Below are 25470 nucleotides of genomic sequence, written 5' to 3' on the forward strand. Positions count from 1 at the left end.
TGGGTGGAGCCGCCGGTGGGATACCACCCTTAGGACATTGGGGTTCTAACCTTGGGCCGTTGAGCCGGTCTGGGGACAGTGTCAGGTGGGCAGTTTGACTGGGGCGGTCGCCTCCTAAAAGGTAACGGAGGCGCCCAAAGGTCCCCTCAGCGCGGTTGGAAATCGCGCGGTGAGTGTAAGGGCATAAGGGGGCTTGACTGCGAGACCGACGGGTCGAGCAGGTGCGAAAGCAGGGCCTAGTGATCCGGTGGTACCGAGTGGAAGGGCCATCGCTCAACGGATAAAAGCTACCCCGGGGATAACAGGCTGGTCTCCCCCAAGAGTTCACATCGACGGGGAGGTTCGGCACCTCGATGTCGGCTCATCGCATCCTGGGGCTGGAGCAGGTCCCAAGGGTTGGGCTGTTCGCCCATTAAAGCGGTACGTGAGCTGGGTTCAGAACGTCGTGAGACAGTTCGGTCCCTATCCACCGCAGGCGGAGGAAACTTGAGGGGGGCCGTCCCTAGTACGAGAGGACCGGGACGGACAGGCCGCTGGTGTACCAGTTGTCCCGCCAGGGGCATAGCTGGGTAGCCATGCCTGGAAGGGATAAGCGCTGAAAGCATCTAAGCGCGAAGCCCGCCCCAAGATGAGGTTTCCTACCGGGGTAAAACCCGGGTAAGACCCCTGGTAGACTACCAGGTAGATAGGCCGGAGGTGTAAGCCGGGTAACCGGTTGAGCTGACCGGTACTAATCGGTCGAGGTCTTGACCTGGAGCCTGCCCTGACACTATGTAGTTTTGAGGGAGCGAGGGAAGACGAGGTCCTCGGTGGTCATAGCGGAGGGGATACACCCGTTCCCATTCCGAACACGGAAGTTAAGCCCTCCAGCGCCGATGGTACTGCCCTGGAGACGGGGCGGGAGAGTAGGTCGCTGCCGGGGACCTTTAAATTTCCGCGATAGCTCAACGGTAGAGCGCCCGGCTGTTAACCGGGTGGTTGCAGGTTCGAATCCTGCTCGCGGAGCCAAAAAGCTAGACCAGGCCTGCGTTTTAGCGCAGGCTTTTTTGGTTTCTGGCATGGCGCAGCTCTGCTTTAAAAGCTTTTTACGCTTAAAAGGTAGTGTTTTCTCAATCCGGATTTTTTCTGCTGAAGAAGGAGAGGAAGCCGCCGAGGTAGAAACTGGTCCACTTAAATGGTAGGATTTCTGGTAATGACAACGGGGGGATGGCGGTGAGAGGAGGCGGGTTATCGCTTGCGATGCTGGGGCTCGGGCTTTTACTGATGGCCGGCTGCGGACCGCCGCGAGCGGAAGAGTTCTCTTTCCCCGAAGACCGCGAGTGCATCGTGAGTTTGCGTTTGTGGAAGGAGACGCCTCGGGGACCGCAGGTTATTCTAGAAGTGACCGATCCGGTTCTGCTCGATTATTTTCTTGTTCAGCTGGAAAAGGCAGAGCCTGTCTCTACTCCTTCCTTCCCATCCGAGCGCTACTTTATCTCCTTCCGCTTAAACACGGATAAAGGGATACGGGAAACCGGGCTTTTCGCTTATCAAACTCACTCCTGGGATCCTCAGGCCCCCGGTTACTTTGGGTGGGACGGCCGGTGGGTAAAGCTTCCCCCTTCTTTCAACGGCCTCCTCTTCGACCTCTGGGGATATAGCCATCCCTCCGGAGCGATCGAAGGGGCGGATGCTTTGTTCCTGCGTCAGTACGGCTGGACACCGCTTTATCACATAAACTCCGGTACCGTACGCCTTCCTAGGCAATTTCTGCACCGGGCGGGCGAATTCCCTCTACCCCTTTACTGGGCCTATGCCAACGAGCTCAGCAAAGATGTGGGCTTGGATCTTACCCCTTACCTGGGCCGGGAGGTGGAGGTAACCCTCTACAAAGTAAAGGAGCCCTTGCCCCTCTTCGCCGAGCCCCGGCGGTGGTCCGGGTGCGCGGTGCTGGTAAAGGCGGAAGGGCGCCTGGTGGGGGCCTGGCTCGATGCCGGTCCCGGTTACGGCTTTGCCTGCTCTTTGAAGGGAAGGCGCCTGGAAGAGATTGCGGGGAAAAGTTTCGGCGACTGGGTGGCCTCCTTTACCGACTATAATGACCCAGTAGAGCTCCGGCTGGCCCGGATGACGCCGGAGGAAGTAATTCGCACTTACTGGGAGGCCGTTAACCGGGGAGATTACCGTCTGGCCCATGCCTGCGAGACCCGAAAGAGGCTCTTGGGGTATCTATTCATGGAGATGGACAAGAACTGGATTTACTCTGTTTCTTTGACCCAGGCAGCCTCTGCGGACTGGGCGCAAACCGTTAGGAGCGCCCGGGTTCTCTCGGTGAAAGAGGTGGAGGGGACGACAGATAGGAAAAAGAAGGAGTATATGGTAGAGGTGGATCTTAGGGTCAGGCGGGCGGATGCCTTGCAAGACGGGCACCGCCCTCTCTTTTTCACCATGGAACGGGAAAACGAGCGTAGTGGCTGGCGCATTGCGGGCATAGGCACCGGCCCTTAACCTCAACAGGTTAAGGGGTGCAATAGCGAATATCGCAAGGGGGTTTTAGCTATGTGGCTAAGGGCGGCTTTAACTTCTGCGGCGGTCTTTGGTCTGGCGTTGCTTTTGTGCTTCTGGCCTTCGGTTTCGGATGCGTCCGGTGAAGAGTTGCAGGCCGTGTTTGTAGTGGGCGAAAAGCGATACCTCGTGGGAAACGAAACCCGCTTCATGGATGTGGCGCCCTTTGTGGAGCAAGGACGCACGTATGTTCCCATCAGATATCTAGCTTATTCTCTAGGAGTGCCGGGATGGGCCGTCTTCTGGGATGAACAAACTAGAGTGGCTTACCTTTACGGCAACGGCACAGGAGTGTTCTTGACCATAGGGGAGCCTGGTTTGCTCGTTTTGCGGGGGCGGGATGCGGCCCTGGTCGCCAACGGCCTTTTGCTGGAGGAGCTCCCCAGGTGGTCGGATCGGGAGAAAGCCTTGGCCGAGGCCGTGAGGATTTTCTACGAGTACCCTGAGCTTGCCCAATGTGCGGCTGTAGCTATGGAGAATCCTGCTCTGGCCAGTCAGCTTTTTGAGGGGATATTGACGGATATCTTCAAGCGGGCGGAGTTTGTACCCACCGATGTGGCACCGGTGATCAGGCAGGAACGTACATTTCTTCCGGCCCGCTTTGTAGCGGAAGCCTTTGGGTTTACGGTGAGCTGGGATCATGGGACGCAAACCGTGAGGGTTTTCCGCGGTGGGTCCGACACGGGACAGCGTGCTGGTTCTGGGCTGAGTGCTCAGGAGCGTGTGAAACTGGAGCAGCGAAAACAGGAACTTGAACTTGCCATAAGTGATGTAGAGGGGAAAATAAAGAAGCTCAAAAACGAGTACCGGTATCAGCGCGAGTTGATCGAAAACAACTACAACAGCGCCATGGAGCGATTGAAGAAGAGAGAGGTGGAAGAGTTAAACGCCCTCATAAAGTCTCTCTACGCCAGAGGACTTGGGGGGTCGCCTCTGGCCGAATACGAAAGGAAAAAATTAGAGGAAGCTTACGCTCCACTTTACCGCCAGCTCGAGGAAGAGAAGCGAATTCACCTCCGTAGAATAGAGGCCGACGAGAGGTTGGCTTTGGAGCCGTTGGAGAAAAGCCTTGCCGAACTCAAGAAGCTGCATGCTGAAATCGTCGCGGTGCTCGAAAGCGGCGGGAAATTGGCTCTATAATCCGGCTTCTTCTACGTTTCGGCCCCGGCTCCCCTGGAGCTCCTCCTTGCTAAGTCAGCCTTTCCGTTGGAACCCGCCTAGCTAGGTCGCCGGAGCCGCGTCCTTCTGGCGGCCTAGCTTTTTTCTCCTTGGTTTGCTCTGTTGTTGGCAGGAGTGAGTAAGGGTGTGGCGAAAAAATGATTCGCTAACGACCCTTTAATTCTTAGCCGGAAGCGGAGGGAGTAACTTGGCAGTCTTTCTTACCGTTTTGCCGGTGCTACTGGTGCTTTTCTTGCTGCTTTTTCGTCGGTGGCCGGTGGATGCCAGTGGTTTGCTGGGATGGGTACTGACATTTATCATCGCCTGCTTTTACTTCCACACCCCCTGGCAGGTGGCACTGGTGGCCAGCTTGGCCGGATTAGTGGCCTCTTTCCCCGTGTCTTTGATGGTGGCCGCCTCAATCTTTCAGATCACCTTCTTGGAGTGTACCGGAGCTCTCAAGCGCATAGTGGTCGCGGTTAAAACGCTGGCCCGCGGCGACCGGGCGGCCCAGATCATGATGCTCAATATGGGGGTGGGCACTTTACTGGTTGCGGTGGGGGCTACCCCTGTTTCTATCCTGCCGCCGGTGATGATGGCGCTGGGCTACTCCACCTTGGTGGCGGTGGCCTTGCCCGCTCTGGGGTTTGACTCGCTCTGCACTTACGCTTTGCTAGGAGCTCCGCTGGTGATCTACGCCGATCTGACCGGCACTCCTCTGGAGCAATCCGCCCGGATTTTCTCGCACTATATGCCCATCATCTCTACAGCAATAGGCTTCGGTATGCTATGGCTGGTGGGAGGCTTTAAAGAACTCAGAAAAGGCTTTCTTCCCTGCCTCCTGGCCGGTCTTACCATGGGTTTCACAGCGGTGCTGGTAGCCTGGTCCGGTAAAGGGATCGTGCTTACCGGCGTGTTCGCCGGTCTGGCTACAGCTCTAGTTATGGTGCTCTACCTCAGGCTCAAGGGACAGCCGGTTATAGACCGGTCTTTTTTAACTCCTGCCGATCTCGAGTTGGAAAGGAATTTGTCCCTGCTCCGGGCTTTAAGCCCCTGGCTCATCCTCTTGTTTTGTTGCTTGTTTATCAATTTTTACCCGCCGGTTTTCGATTACCTCTTTCGCCATCTGGCTATGCCGGTGCACCTTATACCCGGCGGTAAGCCCATTCTGACCCGAATGCTGTGGAACGCTTACACCTGGGTGATCGTCAGCACTCTTTTGGCCCTCCCCTTCCTCAGGCCCAGCTGGGACCAGTGGAAGGAGATCCTCGTTAAGTGGTGGAGGAGAGCTCCGCGCCCCACCTTCTCCGCTGCGGTATTTTTCGCCATTGCCTATGTGATGAACTTTTCCGGCTTCACCCCTACTGAGCAGGGGTGGAGGCTGCTGGATCCCCACTCTAATATGATTTACGTCCTAGCTTACAGCTCCGCGATGGTTTTCAAGAGTCTGTACCCCGCTGTGGCCTGTTTTTTGGGGCTGCTAGGAGGATTTATAAGCGGCAGCGAGGCTTCCACCATCGCCCTTTTCGCTAAGTACCATTTGATGACCTCTGAATTCTTGCACGTTGATGCCCTGATAGTGACGGCGGGGTGTGCGGTGGCGGCAGGATTGGCTAGTGTAATTTCTCCAGCCAAGTTGCAGAACGCTGCGGCTACTATCGACGCCTTTGGGGTTGAGGGGCAGGTTCTAAGACTGGCCCTTCTTTTGAGCATCATTATGACTGCTCTGACGGCGGTGTTGACCTGGCTATGGGCCTAAGGAGTAAGCTCTTGGGAAAAGGGGGTTTAAGCCTTGGAGAAGACGGTGGCTTTGGTGGCCGAACTCATGGCTTTGTCGGCCAGGACCGCTCCCAAGTCGCGCGGGGAAGACTATTTGGTTCTGCGGGTACTCACCGGGGAGGAGGTGGTCCGTCTGGGAGAGGCGATGATTGATTACGGGAAAAAGACGGGGAAAAAGAATTTTGACCGAGATGGAGATAACGTAAAGCGCTCTACCGCGGTTTTGCTCATAGGGCTTAAAGACGCCAAGCCTTTGGGGCTTAATTGCGGCGCCTGTGGGTGGGACAGTTGCCAGGCGCTCTCTTCTCCCCAGGAAGGGCCAGAGTTCAAAGGCCCGCACTGTTTCTGGCGTGCGGTGGACCTAGGCATTGCCGTAGGCTCGGCGGTGAAGACGGCTTCTTTGCATAATGTGGACAACCGCATCATGTACCGGGCGGGAGTTGTGGCCAGACAGCTAGGCTTGATAGAAGCTGATGTGGTGCTAGCCGTTCCTCTGTCAGCTAGCGGCAAGAATATCTATTTCGACCGCAAAGAGTAGGGGGTTCGAAACTTGGAAAGGCTGCTTGCTGAAACCTGCGCCCGAATAGGGGATCTAGATAGGGAGGCTATGGCTTGGGCGCAAGCCCGCTTGGACCAGCTTCTAAAACCGCCCGGTAGCCTTGGGCGGTTGGAGGAGCTGGCCGTGCAGTTGGCTGGGATCACAGGCGATCCCTTACCTGCCATAAAGGACAAGTGTGTGATAGTGATGGCTGGAGACCACGGGGTGGTAGCGGAAGGAGTGAGCGCTGCTCCCCAGGAGATAACCTACCAGATCCTCCCTCACTTCCTCCAGGGTACGGCTGGTATAGGGGTGCTGGCGCGGCACGTGGGTGCCCGGCTGGTCGTGGTGGACGTGGGGGTGGCGCGCCCCGTTTCTTTCCCAGGGGTGTTGGTGCGCAAGGTACGGGCAGGCACGGGCAATATCGCCCGGGGGCCGGCCATGAGCCGGGAAGAGGCCTTGCAGGCCATCGGTGTGGGCATAGAAGTGGCTACGGAGGAAGTTCGCAAGGGGGCTTCGCTCATCGCTACTGGCGACATGGGAATCGGCAATACTACCCCCTCCAGCGCCATCCTTTCCGCTTTCACCGGGTTACCTGCGGAAGAGACGGTGGGGAGGGGGACGCTGGTAAACGACACGGTGTTACAGAAGAAACGGGAGGTGGTGGCTCGAAGCCTGGCGGTCAACCGGCCCGATCCTTCCGATCCTCTGGATGTGCTGGCCAAGGTGGGTGGACTGGAAATAGCTGGATTGGCAGGAGTCATCCTGGGAGCAGCGGCGCACCGGGTACCCGTTCTGCTGGACGGCTTTATCACCGGGGCGGCGGCCCTGGTGGCAGCAGGCCTCTGCCCTCGGGTGCGGCAGTTCCTGATAGCTTCTCACCTCTCCCAAGAGAAGGCCCACCGGCATATGCTGCGCCACCTGGGCTTGAGGCCCTTGCTCGATTTCGATCTGCGTCTGGGAGAGGGAACGGGGGCGGCTTTAGCCATGCCTCTGGTGGAGGCTGCATGTAAAATTTTGAAAGAGATGGCGACATTTTCAGAAGCCCGGGTAGCAGCCATGCACGAAGACAAGCTCTTGCGCTCGTAAAAATTTTTACCCCCGATGGGCATAATAACGAAAGGGCATGGCTTTGCACCGGGGGTGATAATTGATGGGGGATCTACAGGCCAAGGTGGCTTACATGCGGGGTTTACTTTCCGGTTTTGGGGGCGACCCTAATGCCAAGGAAAACCGCCTGTGGGAAGAGGTAACCCAGGTGCTGGACGCGCTGGTAGCCGAAGTGCGTGATTTGCGCAGCGCCCAGGAGGACCTGGAGGATTACGTGCAGGCACTGGATGAAGACCTTTACACGGTGGAATCGGTGCTCTTTGGCCCAGATGAAGAAGAGGAGACGGCGGATTACGAGACTGTCGACTTGAGCGAAGAGACAGCCGCACCCCAGCAGCAACAAGAGGACGTGTTTTAGAGGGGGATTAAACCCCCTCTAAATTTTGGGAGCATATCTTTGTCCCTCCTCTAATAAACCTTTTCCGGGGAGGGACAAACTGTGGAAGAGAAGCTGCGAGAGCAAATTTTATCCTTCTTCCCCACTTCGCTTCAGCGGCTTCTAGCCCATTTAGGCATCTGGCCTGAGCTCGAGGAGATAAGGCTGCGGGCGAAACGCCCTCTGACCTTACGGCTCGCCGGCGAAGAGTATTTCGTTTCTCCGGCGGGGGAGCTGGTTAAGGATCCGCTTCGGGCTTACGAGGTGCAGCCGGAGGATTTGCTCCGCACTCTCAATGTGGCCACCAACTCCTCCCTCTACGCCTTCGAGGAAGAGGTAAAGCAGGGCTATCTCACCTTGCCGGGAGGACACCGACTGGGTATTGCCGGACAACCCCTGATGGAAGGGGAAAAAGTTAAGACCTTTTGCCACATAGGTAGCCTCAACCTCCGTGTAGCGCGGGAGATCAAGGGGGTGGCCACTCCTTTCCTCCCCTATCTCATAAAGGGGAACCCTCCACGCGTGTGCCACACCTTGATCGTTTCCCCACCCCGAGGAGGGAAGACCACCTTTTTGCGCGATCTGATCCGGCATTTCTCCTGGGGCCTGCCCGCTTTGGGCTTTTCCGGGGTCACGGTAGGCTTGGTGGACGAGCGAGGGGAAGTGGCGGCTTGCTTTAAGGGGGTGCCTCAGTTGGATGTTGGCCCTCGCACCGACGTGCTGAGCCATTGCTCTAAAGTGGAGGGGATACGCCTTCTCCTTAGGGCCTTTGCCCCTGAGGTGATAGCGATGGACGAAGTGGGCAGGGCTGAAGAAGTGCGGGCTGTGGAAGACGCGCTTAACGCCGGGGTGAGGGTGATAGCAACGGCTCATGCTGGCAGCCTGGAGGAACTCGAACGGCGTCCCTTCTTCCGCTTCCTTTTCCGCCTAGGGGTAGTGGAGCGTTTCGTCCTTCTTTCCCGGCGGGGTGCCAAGCGCCAGGTCACGGTGCTGGACGGGGAGGGGAGGGTCATGCAGTTATGCTGCGCTGGTTAGGAGCGGGGTTGGTCGTCCTGGCTGGAGGGATGGCAGGGCAGGAACTGAGCCGGGATTACCTCTACCGTCCACGGGAGCTGCAGGGACTTTTGGGCGGGCTTAATCTTTTGCAGACGGAGATAAGCTACGCCACTCCTTTGCCGGAGGCCTTGGTTCGAGTGGGGAGGAGGCTGGGGGGGTCGGTGGGGGAGCTTTTTTGCCTGGTAGCCGACCGACTGGCTACCGGGGCCGGAGGGAGCGATGCCGGTGCGGTATGGGAAGAGGCGCTCGATTCCTTCCGCTCCCGGCTGGCCTTGAAGGAGGAGGATCTGGAGGTTCTGCGCTTGCTAGCAGGAGTTTTGGGCACCAGCCTCAAGGAGGAGCAGGAGCGGCACCTCACTCTGGCGCGGGAGCGGCTCAAACTAGCTCTGGCGCTGGCCGAGGAGGAAGCCCGCCGCTACGCCCGCCTCTACCGCTTTTTAGGCTGGGGAGCGGGGATAGGGCTGGCCGTGCTCCTCCTTTAGATTAAAGGCAATCAAGGAGGTTTGGGCATGAGCCAGATCGACCTCATCTTCAAGATAGCCGGGGTGGGGATACTTACCGCGGTCCTGCACACTATGCTCAAGCAGGCAGGCAAGGAGGACTTGGCCCACCTAGCTACCTGGGCGGGCGTAGCGATTGTGCTCATCTGGGTGGTCAAACTGTTGGGAAGCCTCTTCGCCGAGGTGCAGACGGTCTTCCGCCTCTTCTAGGGGTGGTGAAGGGGAAAATGGAAATCCTGCAGGTGGTGGGTTTTGCCCTGGTGGCAGCGGTACTGGCGGTGGCCCTGAGGCGCGAGAAGCCGGAAATTGCCCTCCTGGTGGGTTTAGGGACAGGAGCACTTATTTTCTTGGCCTTCGCCGGCAAGATCGGCGCCGTTTTGACCGTTATAGAAGGAGTAGCACAGCGGGCCGGGCTCAACCTCCTTTACCTGGAAGTTCTGCTCAAGATCGTGGGGATAGCTTACCTGGCAGAGTTCGGCGCCCAACTCTGCCGCGATGCAGGGGAAGGGGCGTTGGCGGTGAAGGTGGAGTTCGCTGCCAAGATCCTCATACTCTTGCTAGCGCTGCCGGTGATACTTAATCTTCTCGATCTCCTCCTGCAATTGGTGGGGATAAAGAGATGAGAGGGGTCTGGCTTTTTTGCCTGCTCTTTCTCCTGCAGATGAGCTCCCCCGCTCTGGCCGCTCCTCCTTCTTGGGAGGAAGAGCTTTCTCGGCTGGAGCTTGGCCGGGTGGAGGCGGAGGCGAGCAGGCTCCAGCAGGAGCTACACAGTTTAGCTCCGTCCACCGATTTTCGCCGGTTGGTGAGGGACATCATACAGGGGAAGCTGGAACTTACTCCCTCCTCGCTTTTCTCGGCTTTAGGCCGGTGTCTGGGGCAGGAGATCTGGCAAGGGGGAAGCCTGCTGGGGAAGCTTCTGGTTCTAGGCATAGTGCTGGCCGTGTTGCAGCAGTTGGGGACGGCCTTCGAGCAGGGCACAGTGGTGCGTCTGGGCTTTGCCGTATGCTTCCTGGCTTTAGCGGCCACGGTGGCCAGCACGCTGGAGCTAGCTTTGCGGATAGGTAGGCAGACAGTGGAGGGAGTGGTGAGCTTTCTGCAGGCCCTTTTTCCGGTGCTGCTCACTTTGCTGGCAGCCACCGGGGGCATGGGAGCGGCAGCTCTGGTTCACCCCACGATCCTTCTCACTCTAGAAGTGGTGGGCACACTGGTGAAAAATGTGGTCTTTCCCCTGCTGGTCTTCAGTGTGATTCTGAGCCTGGTCAATCAGCTGAGCGAGGCTTTGCCCGTCTCCCGCTTGGCTGCTCTCTTCCGTCACGCGGGCCTAGCCTTATTGGGAATTTGCTCCACTATCCTTCTGGGAATAATGGGCCTTCAGGGAGTAACGGGGGCGGTAAGCGGAGGGCTGGCGCTGCGGGCGGCCAAATACGCCACGGGGGCTTTCATCCCTGTGGCCGGTAGCATGCTGGCCGATGCCTTCGAAGCCGTGCTGAGCACCTCCCTCTTGCTGAAAAGTGCGGTGGGTTTGGCCGGGATGCTGGTGGTTCTGGGGGCGGTGGCCTTTCCGGCGGTAAAGCTCGGCGCTTTAAGCTTGCTCTTTAAGCTGGCGGCTGCCTCGGTGCAGCCGGTGGAGGGGAGATTAGCAGCTTGCCTGGATGCGGTGGGAGCGGGGCTTTTGGGGATTTTCGCCGTGGTGGTGCTGGTAGGTCTCTTGGCCCTTTTCTCCATCGGGTTAGTAACCGGCTTGGCCCATTTGACCACCTCGCTGCGCTGAAGGGGGAAGGGTGGCTTGGAGAAGATAGCGGAGTTGGTGCGCAATCTCACCCTGCTGGTGGTTCTGGCCGTTTTCCTGGAGCTCTGGCTGCCTGCGGGGGAGATACGGCGCTACGTGCGGCTGGTTTGCGGCCTTCTGCTGGTGGCGGCCGTTTTGCAGGTGATTCTGTCCGGGTTGCGTTCGAGCACGGAGTTCTGTTCTCTGCCGCCGGTGGGCAGCAGTGCCGTGGCTTCTGCCCCCTCTCCTGAGTGGCAGAGAAGGGCGGAGGAACTTTACCGGGAAAGCTTGGCTCGGCAGGTAAAGGCGCTCTCCCGCCTGGCAGGCCTGCCCGTGGACCGAGTGGAGGTGTTGCTGGAGGAGGGAACAGGGGGATACCCGCGCCTGCGGGAGATAAAGCTTTATGTTTCGCACGATGTCCCTGCCAGCACGGCTTCAGCTGACGAGGGGGCATCGGAGGCCGTGAAGACGCTGGCCGACTTTTACAATTTGCCCCAGCAAAAAATAACCCTAGTGGCACCCTGAGGGAGGGACTGCCTTTGGACTGGCAGCGTCTGTTTGGCGGAAAAGATAGCTCTTGGGCCAAGAAGCCGGGCTACTGGCTGAAGGTGGCTTTGCTGGGAGCGGCGGGGGTGCTGCTTCTGGTAATGGGAAGCTTGGGGGGCAAATCCGGAGCTCCACCACCGGCCAAGCCTGAGCCGGGGAAGATGGGCCCGGCCACCCGCTTGCGGGAGGAGGAGAAGGAACTGGCTTCCCGGCTGGCCCGGCTGCTTTCTCAAGTAGAGGGAGCGGGGCGGGTGGAGGTTACGGTGTGTCTGGCTGGTTCCACCAAAGTGGCTTACGCCACCAACGCCGTGGCTTCCCGGAGGGTCACGGAGGAAAAGGACAAAGGGGGAGGGAGCCGCGTGGTGACGGAAGACAACAACAACGGTCAGGTAGTGGTAGTGCGGGGCGGGCAGCAGGAAGAGGCCGTGGTGGAACGAGAGGAGGCACCTCGGCCTCTGGGGGTGGTAGTGGTGGCCGATGGAGCGGCCGACCCCCAGGTAAAAGAGAAGCTCTTCCGGGCTGTTCAGGTGGCCCTGGGGATCGAGGCCCACCGCGTGACCATTCTGCCTCGCTGGCCGGAAGCGGTGGTGGAGAAATGAGACTCGTCCTCGTGCGCCGCTCCTTCTTGGCGATGCTCGTCTTGCTCCTCCTGCTAGGGGGCTCTCTGCCGGGCCTGCTCAAGCTCAAGGAGATGGGAAAGCCTTGCCCCTCCCAGGCGGAGGAGAAGATGGCTCTTCCGCGGAGGGAAGCTAAAGACGGCTTTTTTGCCGACTTCCGCTTAGAAAAGGAGAGCCGGCGTAGCCAGCAGGTGGAGCTCTTAAGAGAGATAGCCAAGGATCCGGGAACCAGCGCGGCCACCCGCCGAGAAGCTCAGGAGAAAATAATGGAGCTCACCCGCCGGGCGGAGAAGGAGGCCTGGCTGGAGGGCCTGCTCAAGGCCCAGGGATTCGAAGAAGCGGTGGTCACCATCGAAGAACGAGGAATCATTACCGTGATTCTTCCTCGGGAGTTGAGCGTTCAGGAGACAGAGCGGGTAGTGGAGCTGGTCAGTCGGGCTACGGGGCGCAAGCAGGAAGAAATAACCGTAGTAACCAGAAAGAGCGTTGTGCCCCGTAAAGGGGAGGGTGTATAATAGAAGCGAAAACGGCGGCCTTTAACCTGAGGGTATGCCCGGCTCAGGTTTTCTTTTTTATGCTGTCCGTATGAACGCCAAAGAAGGAAGGAGGTGGAGGAATTTCTTGCGCAACGGGAAGCTGCAAATCATTCCCCTGGGCGGGCTGGGGGAGATAGGGAAGAATTGCCTGGCGGTTCGCTGCGGGAATGATATCGTGGTGATAGATTGCGGCCTCATGTTCCCGGAAGAGGAGCTTTTGGGGATAGATGTGGTTATTCCCGATGTCAGTTACTTGGTGGAGAACCGCCAGATGGTGCGGGGTATTATACTTACTCATGGCCACGAGGATCATATAGGGGCGCTGCCCTATGTCCTGCCCCAGCTCAACGTGCCCGTTTACGGAACCCGGCTCACACTAGGGCTCCTGGAAGGTAAGCTGGAGGAGCAGCTCCCCGGCTTCAAAGCCGACCTGCGGGTGGTGAGGCCGCGGGACGTGGTGGAGTGCGGCTGCTTCAAGGTCGAGTTCATCCGCGTTTCTCACAGCATCCCCGACGCCGTGGCGGTAGCCCTGCACACCCCTCTGGGCGTGGTGCTGCACACCGGAGACTTTAAAGTAGACCACACGCCGGTGGACGGGGAACTCATCGATTTTCACCGCCTGGCCCAGCTGGGGGAGAAGGGAGTGCTGGTCCTGCTCTCAGACAGTACCAATGCCGAGCATCCAGGCTACACCATGTCGGAGCGGGTGGTGGGGGAGACTTTCGAGGAGGTCTTTCGCCGCTCACGCGGGCGGGTGATAATCGCCACCTTCGCCACCAACATCCACCGGGTGCAGCAGGCCATCCTGGTGGCGCAGCGCTACGGGCGCAAGGTGGCCGTGGCTGGGCGCAGCATGGTGAACGTGGTTAGCATAGCCCACAAGTTGGGCTATCTTAATCTTCCCCAGGGTGTGATGGTGGAGCTGGAGGAGGCCAACCGGCTTCCCCGCCACCAGGTGGCTATACTCACCACTGGCAGCCAGGGGGAACCCATGTCGGCCCTGACCAGAATGGCCACCGGCGAGTTCAAGCAGCTGGAGATCATACCCGGGGACACCATCATCATCTCGGCGGTCCCCATTCCCGGCAACGAGAAGCTGGTGGCCCGGGTAGTGGACCAGCTCTTCAAGCGAGGGGCCATGGTGCTCTACGAGGCCGTTTCGGCGGTTCATGTGTCTGGACACCCCTGCCAGGAAGAGCTAAAGCTTATGATCAACCTCACCCGTCCCCGCTACTTCATACCGGTTCATGGCGAGTACCGGATGCTCATCCGCCACGCCGAACTGGCCCGGGAACTGGGTCTGCGTCCGGAGAACATTTTTGTGGCAGAAAACGGACAAATAATCGAGATAACTCCGAAAGGAGGACGCTTTGCTGGACGGGTGGCTGCCGGCCGGGTGCTGGTGGATGGTCTGGGAGTGGGGGATGTAGGGAACATAGTGCTGCGCGACCGGAAGCAACTGGCTCAAGACGGGATTCTCATCGTGGTGGTGGCTTTAAGCCAGGAGACAGGGCAGGTGGTGGCCGGGCCGGACGTCATCTCCCGTGGTTTCGTTTACGTCCGGGAGGCGGAGGCCCTGATGGAGGAGGTTAAGGCCCAGGTGCGGGCTATCCTAGACCGCTGTATAGAGCGCAAGAGCCTGGAGTGGGCTACCATTAAAAGTGAAGTGCGGGAGACTTTGAGCCGCTTCCTCTACGAGCGCACCCGGCGTCGGCCCATGATCCTACCCATCATCATGGGGGTGTGAAAGGTGGCCAGGAAAAAGGGACAGCTTGACTGGCGAACCCGGCTAAAGATCCAGGGAGGGTTTCTGCTGGCGGCTCTTATCTTAGGACTGGTAGATCTCGTCTACTACCGGTTGGGGCGTTTCTTCGCGCGCAAAAGCAAGCCCCGGACTTTTGGCCGCTGGCAACTTAGGGAAGAGTGAACCGCTCAAGTCCCTCTTTGAAGCTTGTCGGGCGGAAGCCAAAAATCTTTTCCACTACCGCCGGGTCGGTAATATTGTCTTCCTCTAGCTGCCTAAGTTCAGCGGTGGTCACGGGCGGATCTGGAAGTACCTTCTCCAGTACCGGGGCCACCGCCTTTATAATACCCAAAGGTACAGGTACGGGGAAGCGGCGTAGTCTTTTAGCCTCGAGGTAGGCGACCAACATTTCCCGGTAGGTTAGGTGCTCCGGGCCCCCCAGATCACAACTCTGTTTCACTAGTTTGGCGTCGGCCAGGCACAGGCGGACGCAGCGAGCCAAGTCCCAGGAGGCTATGGGCTGGAAAAGGATATTTACGGCCGGGTAAAAGACCAGCGGGGGAGGAGAAAGCTTTACCGACTGAGCCATGCGGTCGAGAAAGCCGAAACCAGGACCGTAAACTACGGAAGGGCGCAAGATGGTCCAATCAAGCCCGCTTTCCCTCACCAACTCTTCCCCCTGCCACTTGGAGTACCCGTAGGGGCGACGGGGGTCGGCTTTCACCCCCAAGGCACTCATGTGGATAAGACGCCTGACTCCGGCTGCTTTGGCCGCACGCACCACGTTGGCCGTTCCTCCCACGTTAATGGCTCTGAAAGTTTGGCAGCCCTTTTCCCGGATTATGGCCACCAGGTGAATGACCGCTTCTACTCCCTCCATGGCTGCCTGCACGCTGGCGGGATCGGTCACGTCTCCGGCAACGTATTCCGGCTCCGGGCCGAGGAGCGTCCGGGCGCGTTCCGGATTACGCACCAGGCACCGCACTTTGAAACGGTGGCCGAGGAGTTCTTTCACCACCGCCCTTCCCACCAGTCCCGTCCCTCCCGTCACCAGTACCATGCCTTATCCCCCCGGCGGAGGTAATAAAGAGGGAGCTCTGCTGGTAAACATTAACACGGGAAGGCTTGCGGCGTCAATCTCTATCCAGATGGCGGTGTGATGGCAGTTACGTATTGACCGCAGGCGGTCGATGGATTACCCTATATAAAGGTGGCGTCGGTAACAGTAGTGTCCACAGGAGGAGAAAAAAGCAAGCTTTTGTCGGGAGACACGGAATGGCGAAGATACTCTTTATACTGCAGCTGGCGCTGGCCGCTTACGGCCTTTACCATATCCTTCTATCCTTTTTCTCCCTTCACCGGCGGGTGGAGGATTACTCTGCTACTCCTCCCCGCCATTCCTTTGCCGTAGTCATTGCCGCTCACAACGAGGAAAAGGTAATCGGCGAGCTTATAAAGAGCGTCTTCCGCTCCGAGTACCCTCGCGAACTCTACGAGGTCTTCGTAGTCGCCGACAACTGTACCGACCGCACCGCTGAGATAGCGCGCTCCTTAGGAGCTACGGTGATAGAGCGCTACAACCCCCATGAGCGGGGTAAGGGCTACGCCTTAGAGTACGGCTTCCAGCGCATTTTCGCCCTGCCCCGGAAGTTCGACGCCTTCATCATTCTGGACGCCGATAACCTCGTTTCCCCTCACTTTTTGCAGGTTATGAACCACCGCTTAGCCCGGGGAGAAAAGATTATCCAGGGCTACCTCGATACCAAAAATCCTGACGATACTTGGATTTCCCGCTCCATATACGTGGGGTACCTAATAAGCAACCGGTTCTGCCAGCTGGCTCGGCACAATTTGGGCCTGAGCTGTGCTTTAGGGGGCACGGGCATGTGTATAGCCGCTGAAGTGCTGAAGCGCTTCGGTTGGGGTATGACCACTCTAACCGAAGACCTGGAATTTCAGACCAAAGCTTTGCTCTGCGGTCTCCGGGTTACCTGGGCCCACGAAGCGGCGGTCTACGACGAAAAGCCTTTAACCCTCAAACAGTCTTGGCGTCAGCGGCAGCGCTGGATGCAAGGCCACTGCCAGGTGGCTGGCCGCTATTTCTTCCGCCTCATGTGGGAAGGAATCCGCACGCGCGACTTTAAAAAAATAGACGGGGCCTTATATCTCCTGCGCCCCTACTTCACCATGATGGTGGGACTGGCCGCGCTGCTCTCTATTTTCGAGCTCGATTGGAGCCGGATCGACCTGTGGTGGTTTGTAAAAGGTTTCAGCGGCCAGTACCTTTACATGGCGCTGGCCCTTCTTTTGGAGCGAGCCCCTTTGCGTGCCTACCTTTGGCTCCTTTACTACCCCGTCTTTGCCCTAACCTGGATCCCCATCACCTACGCGGGCTTCATTTACCGCCACCGCCGGGCCTGGTGTCATACCCAGCACGTGCGCAATATATCCTGGGAGCAGCTTAAAACTTGGCACCGCTACCGGATGCAGCGGAAGTGGCACGGGGCGGAGAATCCCGAGTGAACTTGGCCATATCCTTTGAAGCGTGGTAGAATATCTAGGATTTCGCGCAGAAGCCAGGTGGATAAGGAGCTATGGGAAAGCCAGATTTCCGTTTACCGCCGGGCGTAAAGGATATATTGCCCGAAGAGATCCCCAAGTGGCACTACCTGGAAGACATAATCCGGGAACTGGCAAAACTTCACCGCTTCCGGGAGATAAGGACTCCCATTTTTGAGATGGCGCTTCTTTTCCAGCGCGGGGTAGGGGAGGCCACCGACATAGTGGTCAAGGAGATGTACCTTTTCAAGGACCGGGGGGGCCGGGAACTGGCCCTGCGTCCGGAGGGGACGGCGCCGGTAGCGCGGGCTTATGTGGAGCACGGCCTTCATACCCGCCCTCAGCCTCTAAAGCTTTATTATGTGGGGCCTATGTTTCGGCACGACAGGCCTCAAATGGGGCGCAACCGGCAGTTTCACCAGTTTGGGGCGGAGATTTTCGGCGCTCCCGGCCCGGCGGCCGACGCCGAAGTCATTTTTCTCCTGGCCCAATTCCTCCGGCGGGCCGGTGTTAGGGAATGGGAACTGGAGCTTAACAGCGTGGGCTGCCCCGTCTGCCGTCCGCAGTTGGTAGCCGCCCTGAAAGAGTACCTGGAGGGGCGCGCCTCTCACCTCTGCCCGGATTGCCGGCAACGCCTAGAGCGCAACCCCTTGAGGGTACTGGACTGCAAGGAAGAGTCCTGCCGGCAGGTAGTACAACAGGCTCCCACGCCCCTGGATTATCTCTGTTCCCGATGCGAGAGCCATTTTCGAGGGGTGCAGGAGGAGCTCTACTCTCTGGAGGTACCCTTTCGTCTAAACCCCCGCCTGGTGCGGGGGCTTGACTACTACACGGGAACGACCTTTGAAGTGCTTTCTCCCCGGCTGGGAGCGCAGAACGCTCTGGGGGGCGGCGGACGCTATGACTACCTGGTGGAGGAGTGCGGCGGCCCGCCTACGCCTGGAGTGGGTTTCGCCGTGGGCCTGGAGAGGGTCTTGCTGGCCTTGGAGAGGCAGGAGGACAGTCCTCTGCCTAAGGATGAGGTGCGCTGGGGGATCTTCGTGGTGGCAGCGGACGAGGAGGGAAGGAAACGACAGGCCTACTGGCTGAAGCTACTCCGGTCAGCTGGTTTGCCGGCCGACCGGGACTATGCTTCCGGCCGCGGATTGAGAGCGCAGCTCAAACAGGCCGACCGCCACCGAGCTCGCTGGGCCCTGATCCTGGGCGCCGAGGAGCTGGGGCGGGGGATGGTGCGCTTGCGCGACTTGGAGTCGGGAGAGCAGGTCGATCTTCCGGAGGCAGAAGTGATTGCTTGGCTCAGGCAAAAAGAGACGGGGGGAAGCTGATGGTTTACCGGACGCACTACTGCGGCACGTTGGGAGAGGGAGAAATAGGCCAAAAAGTAGTCCTGGCCGGTTGGGTGCAACGGCGCCGAGATCACGGGGGATTGATCTTCGTGGATCTGCGCGACCGTGAAGGCCTGGTGCAGGTGGTCTTCAGCCCGGACACCAGTCCGGAAGCTTTCGCGGTGGCGGAGAAGGTGCGCAGCGAGTACGTTTTGCGGGTGGAGGGGGAGGTACACCGGCGTCCACCGGGTACGGAAAACCCCAAACTCAAGACCGGCACGATAGAGGTGCGGGCCACCTCCTGCACCATCCTCAACCCTTCCCGCACTCCTCCCTTTTACATCGAGGACGGCATCAACGTCGACGAGGATCTGCGCCTGCGCTACCGCTACCTCGACCTGCGGCGCCCGGAGATGCAAGAGGCCCTGCGTTTACGCCACCGGGCGGCCAAGGTGGTACGCGACTTTTTGGATGCGCACGGCTTCTGGGAAGTGGAGACCCCCATGCTCACCCGGAGCACGCCAGAAGGAGCCCGGGATTACCTGGTCCCCAGCCGCATATATCCAGGGCGCTTTTACGCCTTACCCCAGTCGCCGCAGCTTTTTAAGCAACTGCTGATGGTGGCAGGGGTGGACCGCTACTTCCAAATCGTGCGCTGCTTCCGGGATGAGGATCTGCGGGCCGACCGGCAGCCCGAGTTCACCCAGATAGATCTGGAGATGTCTTTTGTCGAGGTGGAGGACATTCTCCAGCTAAGCGAAGGTTTGATAGCTACCCTTTGCCGAGAGGTAGCCGGGGTGGAGGTTTCTCTGCCTTTCCCCCGCATTTCCTACCAGGAAGCCATGTCCCTTTACGGGACCGACCGCCCCGATACACGCTTCGGTCTCCTCCTGACCGACGTTTCCGATCTGGTGGCTGAAGTAGAGTTCAAGGTCTTCTCCCAGGCGGTGAGGGAGGGAGGATGTGTTAAAGGCCTGGCCGTGCCCGGCGCGGCCCACTTCAGCCGCAAAGAAATAGACGAACTTACCCGCTACGCTGCCCTTTTTGGTGCCAAAGGGCTGGCCTACATTCAGCTCCTGCCGGAGGGCCCCAAGTCCCCTATCCTCAAGTTCCTGGGCGAAGGAGTAGTGGAGGCCCTGCGCCAGCGCCTGCAAGCAGGCGAGGGAGCGCTTTTGCTCTTTGTGGCTGACAAGCGCGAGGTGGTAGAAAGGAGCCTGGGGGCTTTGCGCAGCTATCTGGCCCAGAAGCTGGGTCTGGAGAAGCCGGGTCTTAGCTTCGTCTGGGTGGTGGACTTCCCGCTGGTGGAGTTTGACCCGGCGGAGGGGCGCTACGTAACCCTGCACCATCCCTTTACCGCTCCCCGGGAAGAGGATATTCCCCTCCTAGAAACAGAGCCGGAAAAGGTCCGGGCCAAGGCTTACGACCTAGTACTTAACGGAGTAGAACTTGGTGGGGGGAGCATACGCATCAACCGCCGCGACCTGCAGGAGAAAGTTTTTCGTCTGATCGGACTCGACCTGGAGGAAGCCCGGGATAAGTTCGGCTTCCTGCTCGAGGCCTTAGAGTACGGCGCTCCTCCCCATGGGGGGATAGCTTTCGGTTTTGACCGTCTGCTCATGTTGCTTTTGGGGCGGCAGACTATACGCGACGTCATACCCTTCCCCAAGACCCAGCGGGCCCAGGATCTCCTTACCCAGGCCCCCTCAGCCGTCACCGAGGAGCAACTGCGGGAGCTGCACCTGCGGGTGGAGGTAACCAAGGGGTCCTCAGGGCTTGTGAAAAAACTCTCATGAACCTTGCCCCCCGGGCGGTTGTGGCTTAATATAATCTTAAAAGTCGAATCGTGGTCGACTTAGTGGGATACGGCGGGGGCTGAGGCACTTGACGGCTATGGGCATGGGGCTTTCCCTCCTCGGCGGCATGGGGCTTTTGCTCTATGGCATAAGCCTCATGAGCGAGGGGTTGCAGAAAATAGCCGGGCATAAGCTGCGGCGGGCGCTAGGCAGAGTAGCTGACCGGCCGCTCATGGGCGTGGTGGTGGGAGCGCTCATCACCATCCTTTTTCAGAGCAGCACTGCCACCACTGTCATCCTGGTAGGTTTGGCCAGCGCGGCGGTTATCACCTTGCGCCAGTGCCTGCCAGTAATTCTAGGGGCGGACATAGGCACTACGGTCACGGCCCAGCTCATCGCCTTGCGGGTGACCGAGATATCCTTGCCCATAGTGGCGGTGGGGGCCAGCATAGTTTTCTTCACCAAGCGCGACCGCTACCGCCGGGTAGGGCAGGCCATTTTGGGCTTTGGCCTGCTTTTCTTAGGGCTTAAGATCATGGCCGAAGCCATGGCTCCGCTCAAAGAATCGGTTTTCTTCCGGGAGGCCCTGTTGCATGTGGCCCATCGACCTTTGCTGGCTATTGTGGTTGCGGCCATTTTCACTTTCCTGGTGCACAGCAGTGCGGCGGCCGTCGGTATCATTATCGTCCTGGCTTCCCAGGGTCTGATCGACGCTCTAGCCGCCTTTTACTTCATCCTGGGGGCCAACGTGGGCACTTCCTTTACCGCGCTTCTGGCCAGTATAGGCTCCAGTCGCGAGGCGCAGCGGGTTGCCATGGCCCATTTTCTGGCCAAACTGGGCGGAACCTGTTTAGTTTTTCCCCTGGCCGTCCCTTTTGTCAGTTGGTTGACCAAGATAAGCTCCTCGCCTAGCTTCCAGGTGGCCAACGCCCATACCTTTTTCAACCTCTTCATAACTGCTGTCTTCTTCCCCCTGCGCAACTACGGGGTATTGATTTTGGAGCGCTGTTTGCCGGAAAAGAAGCGTCCCGAGTTTGAGCCCAAGTACTTGAGCGAGGCGCTGCTCGACACCCCATCCTTGGCCCTGGGCCTGGCCTACCGCGAGGTCACGCGTATTTCGGCCAAGGTGCTGCGGATGTATCTTGACGTGGGGCGAGCGCTCAAGACTTCCAGCATGGCGGTGGCGGAAGACATAATGCACCAGGAGCACGTAATCGACCATCTGGTGCCTAAGACTACCGCCTACCTTACTCAACTCCTGCGCCGCCCGCTGCACCGCGACGAGTTCCGCCGGGGCATAGGGCTTATCCACGTGCTCAACGACCTAGAACTGGTAAGCGACGTCCTGGGTAACCGGCTAGGTGTGCTTTTGCAGGATAAAATAAGAGAAAACATCCAGTTCTCCCCTACCGGGGAAGAGGAGCTGGACATCATGTACCAGGAGGTCTCGATAATGGTGCGCCTAACTCACAAGGCGCTGGTCCGCTCCGATTATTGCCTGGCGGAACAAGCGGCCAGCCTTTATCCCCGTATTTTGAAGCTGGAGCGCGGCTTCCGCACCACCCATATCCACCGGCTGCGCGAGGGAATAAAGGAATCGGAGCTCTCTTCTCGCTTGCATTTAGAGCTCCTCAACGCTTACCTTAGGGTAAGCGAGCATATGCGGAACATAGCCTTGGCCGTGGCGGAGGAGATCGCCGAACCGCGGGTGTGCCCTGCCATGCCGCCACCCGAGGCGGTCCTGGCGGAGGAACCGGAGGCCGAGGCGCGCCTGGAGGCTCTTTAAGCCTTGTGGCAGTGCAAAGAGCTCCTGAAGTTATTGGTAAAGGCGGCTTCCTGTGACCCGGCCAGAGGAGCGCTAGCCCCTTTAGTTTTTGCCCTTGAGTCTGCCGCTCTTCCCTGGCGGCCGGAGCCGGTGGACGAGGAGGTAATCAACATTTTAATCCCCTTAAGCTCGGCGCCTCGGGTGCTGGTGGCGGCGCATTACGATGTGGTTCCTCCGGTCATCGAAGGGGTGCGGGCGAGGGAAGGGGAGGAGTCCGAATGCCTCTACGGACGGGGAGCCTGCGACGTCCTGGGGGGAGTAGCGGCCCTGCTGGGAGCTCTGGCGGAGCTGGGAAAGGATTTCCCCTGGGAAAAGAGTGGGCTGTGGGTGGCCTTCACCGGGGACGAGGAAAGGGAGGGGAGGGGTTCGCGGGGGCTTTCCGCTTCCCTTCCCTCTTCGCTGCGCTACGCGCTGGTGCTGGAACCCACGCGGGGTGAACTGGCCTTCTCCTCCTGCGGTTCTCTGGAGTATGAAGTGGAGATAAGGGGGACGCCCAGTCACGGCAGCGTGCCCGAGAGGGGTAAAAATCCTCTGCTCTGGGCGGCCCGTTTCCTTCTCCGGTTGGAAGAAACCCTGGAGGCACTCAACCGCCGCTACTCCCCTCCACTTCCCCTTGCCGTTACTCCACTTCTTCTAGCCGGTGGCAGCGAGGAGTTATCGGTGCCCGTTGCCGCCCGGCTGCGCTTCGACCTGCGCCTTCCCCCCGACGTGCCCCTGCGGGAGGTGGAAGAGGAGCTGGCCGGCCTTTTGCAGGCCGAGGAGGGAATCACGCTGCACTGCGGGCTGGCAGAGGAGTGGGCCGCCTCTTGGGAGAGCGATCCGGAAAGCGATTTCGGGCGGCTCTTGCGAGAGGTCTACCGGGAGATTTACGGGCGGGAGCCGGTGCCCGTGGTTATGGAGAGCTGGACCGACGCCCACCACTTCCGGAGCCGGGGCCTGGAAACCGTCGTCTGGGGTCCGGGAGACCTGGCGGTGGCTCACACGCCCTTTGAACACCTGCATTACCGGGAACTGGAGGAAGCCAAGGAGTTTTTAAAGCTTTTCTTCCGCCGCTTGCTCGATCTTTAAGTACATGCGCAGCCATTTCCCCGCCGTTGGTCCGGGAGTGAAACCGTGTTTGCGGTAAAAGTTCTGCGCTTTGATGTTCCCTACCCCTACCCACAGGCCTATCGTGCGGCAACCCCTTTCTTTCAAGAACCGAATTCCCCTTTGCAGGAGGAGACTCCCTATCCCTTTTTTCTGGTGAGCGGGGTCGACCACTATTTCGTGGATTTCTCCCACTCTTTCCCCCAGCCAATGGTCCTCCCACTCGGGGTCGGTGGAAATGAAGCCCACAGGAGTACCTTCCACCAGGGCCACGAAGAAACCCCCCTGGCTGTGCTGGAAGAGCCAGCGAAGGTACCCTTTAACCTCCCGCGGGTGAGTGTAAGCATACTCCGGGAAGGTAGCGCAGGCGCTGAGATAAAGGTTGACCAAGTGTTTCTTGAGAGCATTAAGAGTTTGGCGATCGGTCACGGCAACGATTTCTACCTTCTCCACATTTACCAGTATACCACGGAGCGAAGAGGATCTTCGAGTTGACAGCTTTTCCGCCGGTTTTGTATACTCGTGGGAGCAAAAAAATTCCCGCGCGATCTAGGCTCGCTCTACGCCCGCAAGCGAGCCTTTAAAACTGTGGTTTTCTTAAGGGAGGGGCTTGGTCGATTTGGGCAAGGTCATACTTCCTGACGGCGAGGAAAAGGAGTTCCCCGAAGGCGCGACGGTGAAAGATGTCCTGGCGCTCATACCACCCGAGCGCCAAAAGCGCGTCTTGGCAGCCAAAGTGAACGGGGTGCCGGTGGATCTTAACGCCCCTTTGCCTTCCGAAGCCAAAGTGGAGTTTTTGACCTTCGCCGATTCAGAGGGAAGGGAAATTTACTGGCACAGCACGGCTCACATCCTGGCCCAGGCGGTGAAACGTCTTTACCCGGAAGCCAAACTGGCCATCGGCCCCCCAACCGCCAGCGGCTTTTATTACGACTTCGACGTTCCCAATCCTTTCTCCCCTGAGGATCTGGAGCGGATCGAGGCCGAGATGAGGCGTATAATCGAGGCCGATCTTCCCATCGTGCGGGAGGAGATGGCGCGGGAGGAAGCGCGCCGCTTCTTCGCTTCTCGGGGGGAAGTTTACAAAGTGGAACTCATCGACGAGCTCCCGCCGGAGGTTCCCATAACCATTTACCGTCAGGGAGAATTCGTGGATCTTTGTCGCGGTCCCCATCTACCCTCAACGGGGTATGTGAAGGCCTTCAAGCTTCTGAGCGTGGCTGGGGCTTACTGGCGTGGGGATGAGCGCAACAAGATGCTGCAGCGCATCTACGGTATATCCTTCCCCGAGACTGAAGAACTGGAAGAATACCTGAGGCGTCTGGAGGAGGCACGGCGGCGCGACCACCGGCGGCTGGGGCAGGAACTCGACCTTTTTAGCTTCCAAGAGGAAGGCCCTGGTTTCCCTTTCTTCCACCCCAAGGGGATGATCGTGCGCAACGAACTGGAAGCCCTTTGGCGCCGGGAACATTACCGGCGCGGCTACCAGGAGATTCGCACCCCCATTCTGCTTAAGAGAACCCTCTGGGAGCGCTCCGGTCACTGGGACCACTACAAGGAGAACATGTACTTCCTGGAGATAGACGGGCAGCCTTACGCCATAAAACCTATGAACTGCCCGGGGGCCATTCTCGTCTACCAGCAGCGGGTACACTCCTACCGCGAGCTCCCCTTGCGGTTGGCAGAAATGGGGCTAGTGCACCGGCATGAGCTTTCCGGCGTGCTGCACGGTCTTATGCGGGTGCGCAGCTTCACCCAGGACGACGCTCATATTTTCTGCCGCGAGGATCAGGTGAAAGAGGAGATTCTAGGGATAATCGACCTAGTAGATTACTTTTACCGCCAGGTTTTCGGCTTCCCCTACCACGTGGAGCTTTCCACCAGGCCGGAGAAATCCATGGGGGACGACCACATCTGGGAGTTAGCCACTTCCGCCCTCAAGGAGGCTCTGGAGGAGCGCGGTTTCGCCTATAAGGTCAACGAGGGAGAAGGGGCTTTTTACGGTCCCAAAATCGACTTTCATCTGGAAGATTGCCTGGGTAGAACCTGGCAATGCGGCACCATACAGCTTGACTTCCTTATGCCCGAAAAGTTCGACCTCTTTTACATTGGGGAGGACGGACAGCGCCACCGACCGGTGATGCTCCACCGGGTGATTTTCGGGAGTCTGGAGCGTTTTATGGCCATTCTTATCGAGCATTTCGCCGGAGCTTTCCCTTTATGGCTGGCGCCCGTGCAGGTTCGCATCCTCCCCATAGCCGACCGGCACCACGCCTATGCCCGGCAGGTTTACGATTTGCTGAGCCGGGAAGATCTGCGGGTGGAGCTCGACACCCGCAACGAAAAAGTAAGTTACAAGGTGCGCGAGGCGCAGGTACAGAAGATCCCTTACATGCTGGTCATCGGGGATAAGGAGGTGAATTCTGGCACGGTGGCAGTACGCCACCGGAGCCGGGGAGACTTGGGGGCGATGACGCCGGAAGCTTTCCTGGAGAAGGCCCGGGAGGAGATCAAAGCCCTCGCCCTCGAATAAATAGGGTAGGGGGTTTTTGGAATATACTGCTTTACACCCGCAGTAGCAATTAGCTAAAATTGTGATAAGAGGCACAAAGG

At 58.9% G+C, this 25470-nt stretch carries 24 protein-coding genes, 1 tRNA gene and 2 rRNA genes; 25 read left to right on the plus strand and 2 right to left on the minus strand.

Annotation, left to right across the window (positions count from 1 at the left end):
* The 19 genes from DXX99_RS06945 to DXX99_RS11535 form a co-directional block, all read left to right on the plus strand.
* A 23S ribosomal RNA gene (locus DXX99_RS06945) occupies nucleotides 1-754 on the plus strand; the annotation flags it as partial.
* A gap of 51 nt (nucleotides 755-805) precedes the next feature.
* Nucleotides 806-922, plus strand: a 5S ribosomal RNA gene (gene rrf / locus DXX99_RS06950).
* An 11-nt stretch (nucleotides 923-933) separates the two neighbouring features.
* Nucleotides 934-1008: transfer RNA gene (locus DXX99_RS06955), tRNA-Asn, on the plus strand.
* A 198-nt stretch (nucleotides 1009-1206) separates the two neighbouring features.
* On the plus strand, nucleotides 1207-2484 hold the full coding sequence (locus tag DXX99_RS06965; RefSeq protein WP_115792782.1) for a DUF4830 domain-containing protein: 1278 nt from the start codon (nucleotides 1207-1209) through the stop codon (nucleotides 2482-2484).
* A 51-nt stretch (nucleotides 2485-2535) separates the two neighbouring features.
* On the plus strand, nucleotides 2536-3681 hold the full coding sequence (locus DXX99_RS11530) for a copper amine oxidase N-terminal domain-containing protein (protein WP_165847761.1): 1146 nt from the start codon (nucleotides 2536-2538) through the stop codon (nucleotides 3679-3681).
* A gap of 226 nt (nucleotides 3682-3907) precedes the next feature.
* The gene (locus DXX99_RS06980) at nucleotides 3908-5458 is read left to right on the plus strand and encodes an L-lactate permease (protein ID WP_115792783.1); all 1551 of its coding nucleotides are present in this window, start codon (nucleotides 3908-3910) and stop codon (nucleotides 5456-5458) included.
* A gap of 66 nt (nucleotides 5459-5524) precedes the next feature.
* Nucleotides 5525-6016 carry a ferredoxin domain-containing protein gene (locus DXX99_RS06985; protein WP_165847766.1) on the plus strand — a complete coding sequence of 164 codons (492 nt, stop codon included), beginning with the start codon at nucleotides 5525-5527 and terminating at the stop codon, nucleotides 6014-6016.
* Nucleotides 6017-6028: 12 nt separating this feature from the next.
* The gene (gene cobT, locus DXX99_RS06990) at nucleotides 6029-7105 is read left to right on the plus strand and encodes a nicotinate-nucleotide--dimethylbenzimidazole phosphoribosyltransferase (protein ID WP_115792785.1); all 1077 of its coding nucleotides are present in this window, start codon (nucleotides 6029-6031) and stop codon (nucleotides 7103-7105) included.
* Between the two features lie 64 nt (nucleotides 7106-7169).
* A complete protein-coding gene (locus DXX99_RS06995; protein WP_115792786.1) occupies nucleotides 7170-7484 on the plus strand; it encodes a CD1247 N-terminal domain-containing protein in 315 nt (104 codons plus the stop codon).
* Between the two features lie 81 nt (nucleotides 7485-7565).
* Nucleotides 7566-8537: a stage III sporulation protein AA gene (gene spoIIIAA / locus DXX99_RS07000; protein WP_115792787.1), complete on the plus strand. Its 972-nt coding sequence runs from the start codon at nucleotides 7566-7568 to the stop codon at nucleotides 8535-8537.
* Nucleotides 8522-9040: a stage III sporulation protein AB gene (locus DXX99_RS07005; RefSeq protein WP_115792788.1), complete on the plus strand. Its 519-nt coding sequence runs from the start codon at nucleotides 8522-8524 to the stop codon at nucleotides 9038-9040. Before spoIIIAA ends, DXX99_RS07005 begins: the two co-directional genes overlap by 16 nt.
* Nucleotides 9041-9067: 27 nt before the next feature.
* Nucleotides 9068-9268 carry a stage III sporulation protein AC gene (gene spoIIIAC, locus DXX99_RS07010; protein WP_015739654.1) on the plus strand — a complete coding sequence of 67 codons (201 nt, stop codon included), beginning with the start codon at nucleotides 9068-9070 and terminating at the stop codon, nucleotides 9266-9268.
* Between the two features lie 17 nt (nucleotides 9269-9285).
* Nucleotides 9286-9681, plus strand: a complete 396-nt coding sequence (gene spoIIIAD, locus DXX99_RS07015) for a stage III sporulation protein AD (protein WP_115792789.1) — start codon at nucleotides 9286-9288, stop codon at nucleotides 9679-9681.
* Nucleotides 9678-10829, plus strand: coding sequence for a stage III sporulation protein AE (spoIIIAE, locus tag DXX99_RS07020; RefSeq protein ID WP_115792790.1), 1152 nt, complete (start codon nucleotides 9678-9680; stop codon nucleotides 10827-10829). Before spoIIIAD ends, spoIIIAE begins: the two co-directional genes overlap by 4 nt.
* 15 nt (nucleotides 10830-10844) lie before the next feature.
* Nucleotides 10845-11351: a stage III sporulation protein AF gene (locus DXX99_RS07025; protein WP_115792791.1), complete on the plus strand. Its 507-nt coding sequence runs from the start codon at nucleotides 10845-10847 to the stop codon at nucleotides 11349-11351.
* 14 nt (nucleotides 11352-11365) lie between these two features.
* Complete coding sequence (locus DXX99_RS07030; protein ID WP_115792792.1) at nucleotides 11366-11971, plus strand: hypothetical protein; 606 nt, start codon at nucleotides 11366-11368, stop codon at nucleotides 11969-11971.
* Nucleotides 11968-12504 (plus strand): SpoIIIAH-like family protein, encoded by a 537-nt coding sequence (locus DXX99_RS07035; RefSeq protein WP_115792793.1) that lies wholly within the window; start codon nucleotides 11968-11970, stop codon nucleotides 12502-12504. The genes DXX99_RS07030 and DXX99_RS07035 overlap by 4 nt, the downstream gene beginning before the upstream one ends.
* Before the next feature lie 70 nt (nucleotides 12505-12574).
* Complete coding sequence (locus tag DXX99_RS07040; protein WP_115792848.1) at nucleotides 12575-14272, plus strand: ribonuclease J; 1698 nt, start codon at nucleotides 12575-12577, stop codon at nucleotides 14270-14272.
* A 3-nt stretch (nucleotides 14273-14275) separates the two neighbouring features.
* Nucleotides 14276-14452 (plus strand): hypothetical protein, encoded by a 177-nt coding sequence (locus tag DXX99_RS11535; protein ID WP_165847762.1) that lies wholly within the window; start codon nucleotides 14276-14278, stop codon nucleotides 14450-14452.
* Here the strand turns inward: DXX99_RS11535 and DXX99_RS07045 are convergent.
* The gene (locus tag DXX99_RS07045; RefSeq protein ID WP_115792794.1) at nucleotides 14439-15329 is read right to left on the minus strand and encodes an SDR family oxidoreductase; all 891 of its coding nucleotides are present in this window, start codon (nucleotides 15327-15329) and stop codon (nucleotides 14439-14441) included. The two genes, DXX99_RS11535 and DXX99_RS07045, sit on opposite strands and share 14 nt — an antisense overlap.
* 215 nt (nucleotides 15330-15544) lie before the next feature.
* On the opposite strand from DXX99_RS07045, the gene DXX99_RS07050 reads away from it, so the two are divergent.
* From DXX99_RS07050 to DXX99_RS07070, 5 genes are all read left to right on the plus strand, one after another.
* The gene (locus DXX99_RS07050; protein ID WP_115792795.1) at nucleotides 15545-16792 is read left to right on the plus strand and encodes a glycosyltransferase family 2 protein; all 1248 of its coding nucleotides are present in this window, start codon (nucleotides 15545-15547) and stop codon (nucleotides 16790-16792) included.
* A gap of 71 nt (nucleotides 16793-16863) precedes the next feature.
* Nucleotides 16864-18153 (plus strand): histidine--tRNA ligase, encoded by a 1290-nt coding sequence (gene hisS / locus DXX99_RS07055; protein WP_115792796.1) that lies wholly within the window; start codon nucleotides 16864-16866, stop codon nucleotides 18151-18153.
* Nucleotides 18153-19946, plus strand: coding sequence for an aspartate--tRNA ligase (gene aspS, locus DXX99_RS07060; protein WP_115792797.1), 1794 nt, complete (start codon nucleotides 18153-18155; stop codon nucleotides 19944-19946). The genes hisS and aspS overlap by 1 nt, the downstream gene beginning before the upstream one ends.
* 97 nt (nucleotides 19947-20043) lie before the next feature.
* Nucleotides 20044-21732, plus strand: coding sequence for a Na/Pi cotransporter family protein (locus DXX99_RS07065; protein WP_240610861.1), 1689 nt, complete (start codon nucleotides 20044-20046; stop codon nucleotides 21730-21732).
* A 3-nt stretch (nucleotides 21733-21735) separates the two neighbouring features.
* Nucleotides 21736-22839 (plus strand): M20/M25/M40 family metallo-hydrolase, encoded by a 1104-nt coding sequence (locus DXX99_RS07070; RefSeq protein WP_115792799.1) that lies wholly within the window; start codon nucleotides 21736-21738, stop codon nucleotides 22837-22839.
* Here DXX99_RS07070 and DXX99_RS07075 read toward each other — a convergent pair.
* Nucleotides 22804-23310, minus strand: coding sequence for a GNAT family N-acetyltransferase (locus DXX99_RS07075; RefSeq protein WP_115792800.1), 507 nt, complete (start codon nucleotides 23308-23310; stop codon nucleotides 22804-22806). The two genes, DXX99_RS07070 and DXX99_RS07075, sit on opposite strands and share 36 nt — an antisense overlap.
* A gap of 166 nt (nucleotides 23311-23476) precedes the next feature.
* Between DXX99_RS07075 and thrS the strand changes: the two genes are divergently transcribed.
* The gene (gene thrS, locus DXX99_RS07080) at nucleotides 23477-25390 is read left to right on the plus strand and encodes a threonine--tRNA ligase (RefSeq protein ID WP_115792801.1); all 1914 of its coding nucleotides are present in this window, start codon (nucleotides 23477-23479) and stop codon (nucleotides 25388-25390) included.
* Nucleotides 25391-25470 lie beyond the last annotated feature (80 nt).

The sequence above is a fragment of the Ammonifex thiophilus genome (assembly GCF_003368535.1).
Lineage (GTDB): Bacteria > Bacillota > Desulfotomaculia > Desulfotomaculales > Ammonificaceae > Ammonifex > Ammonifex thiophilus.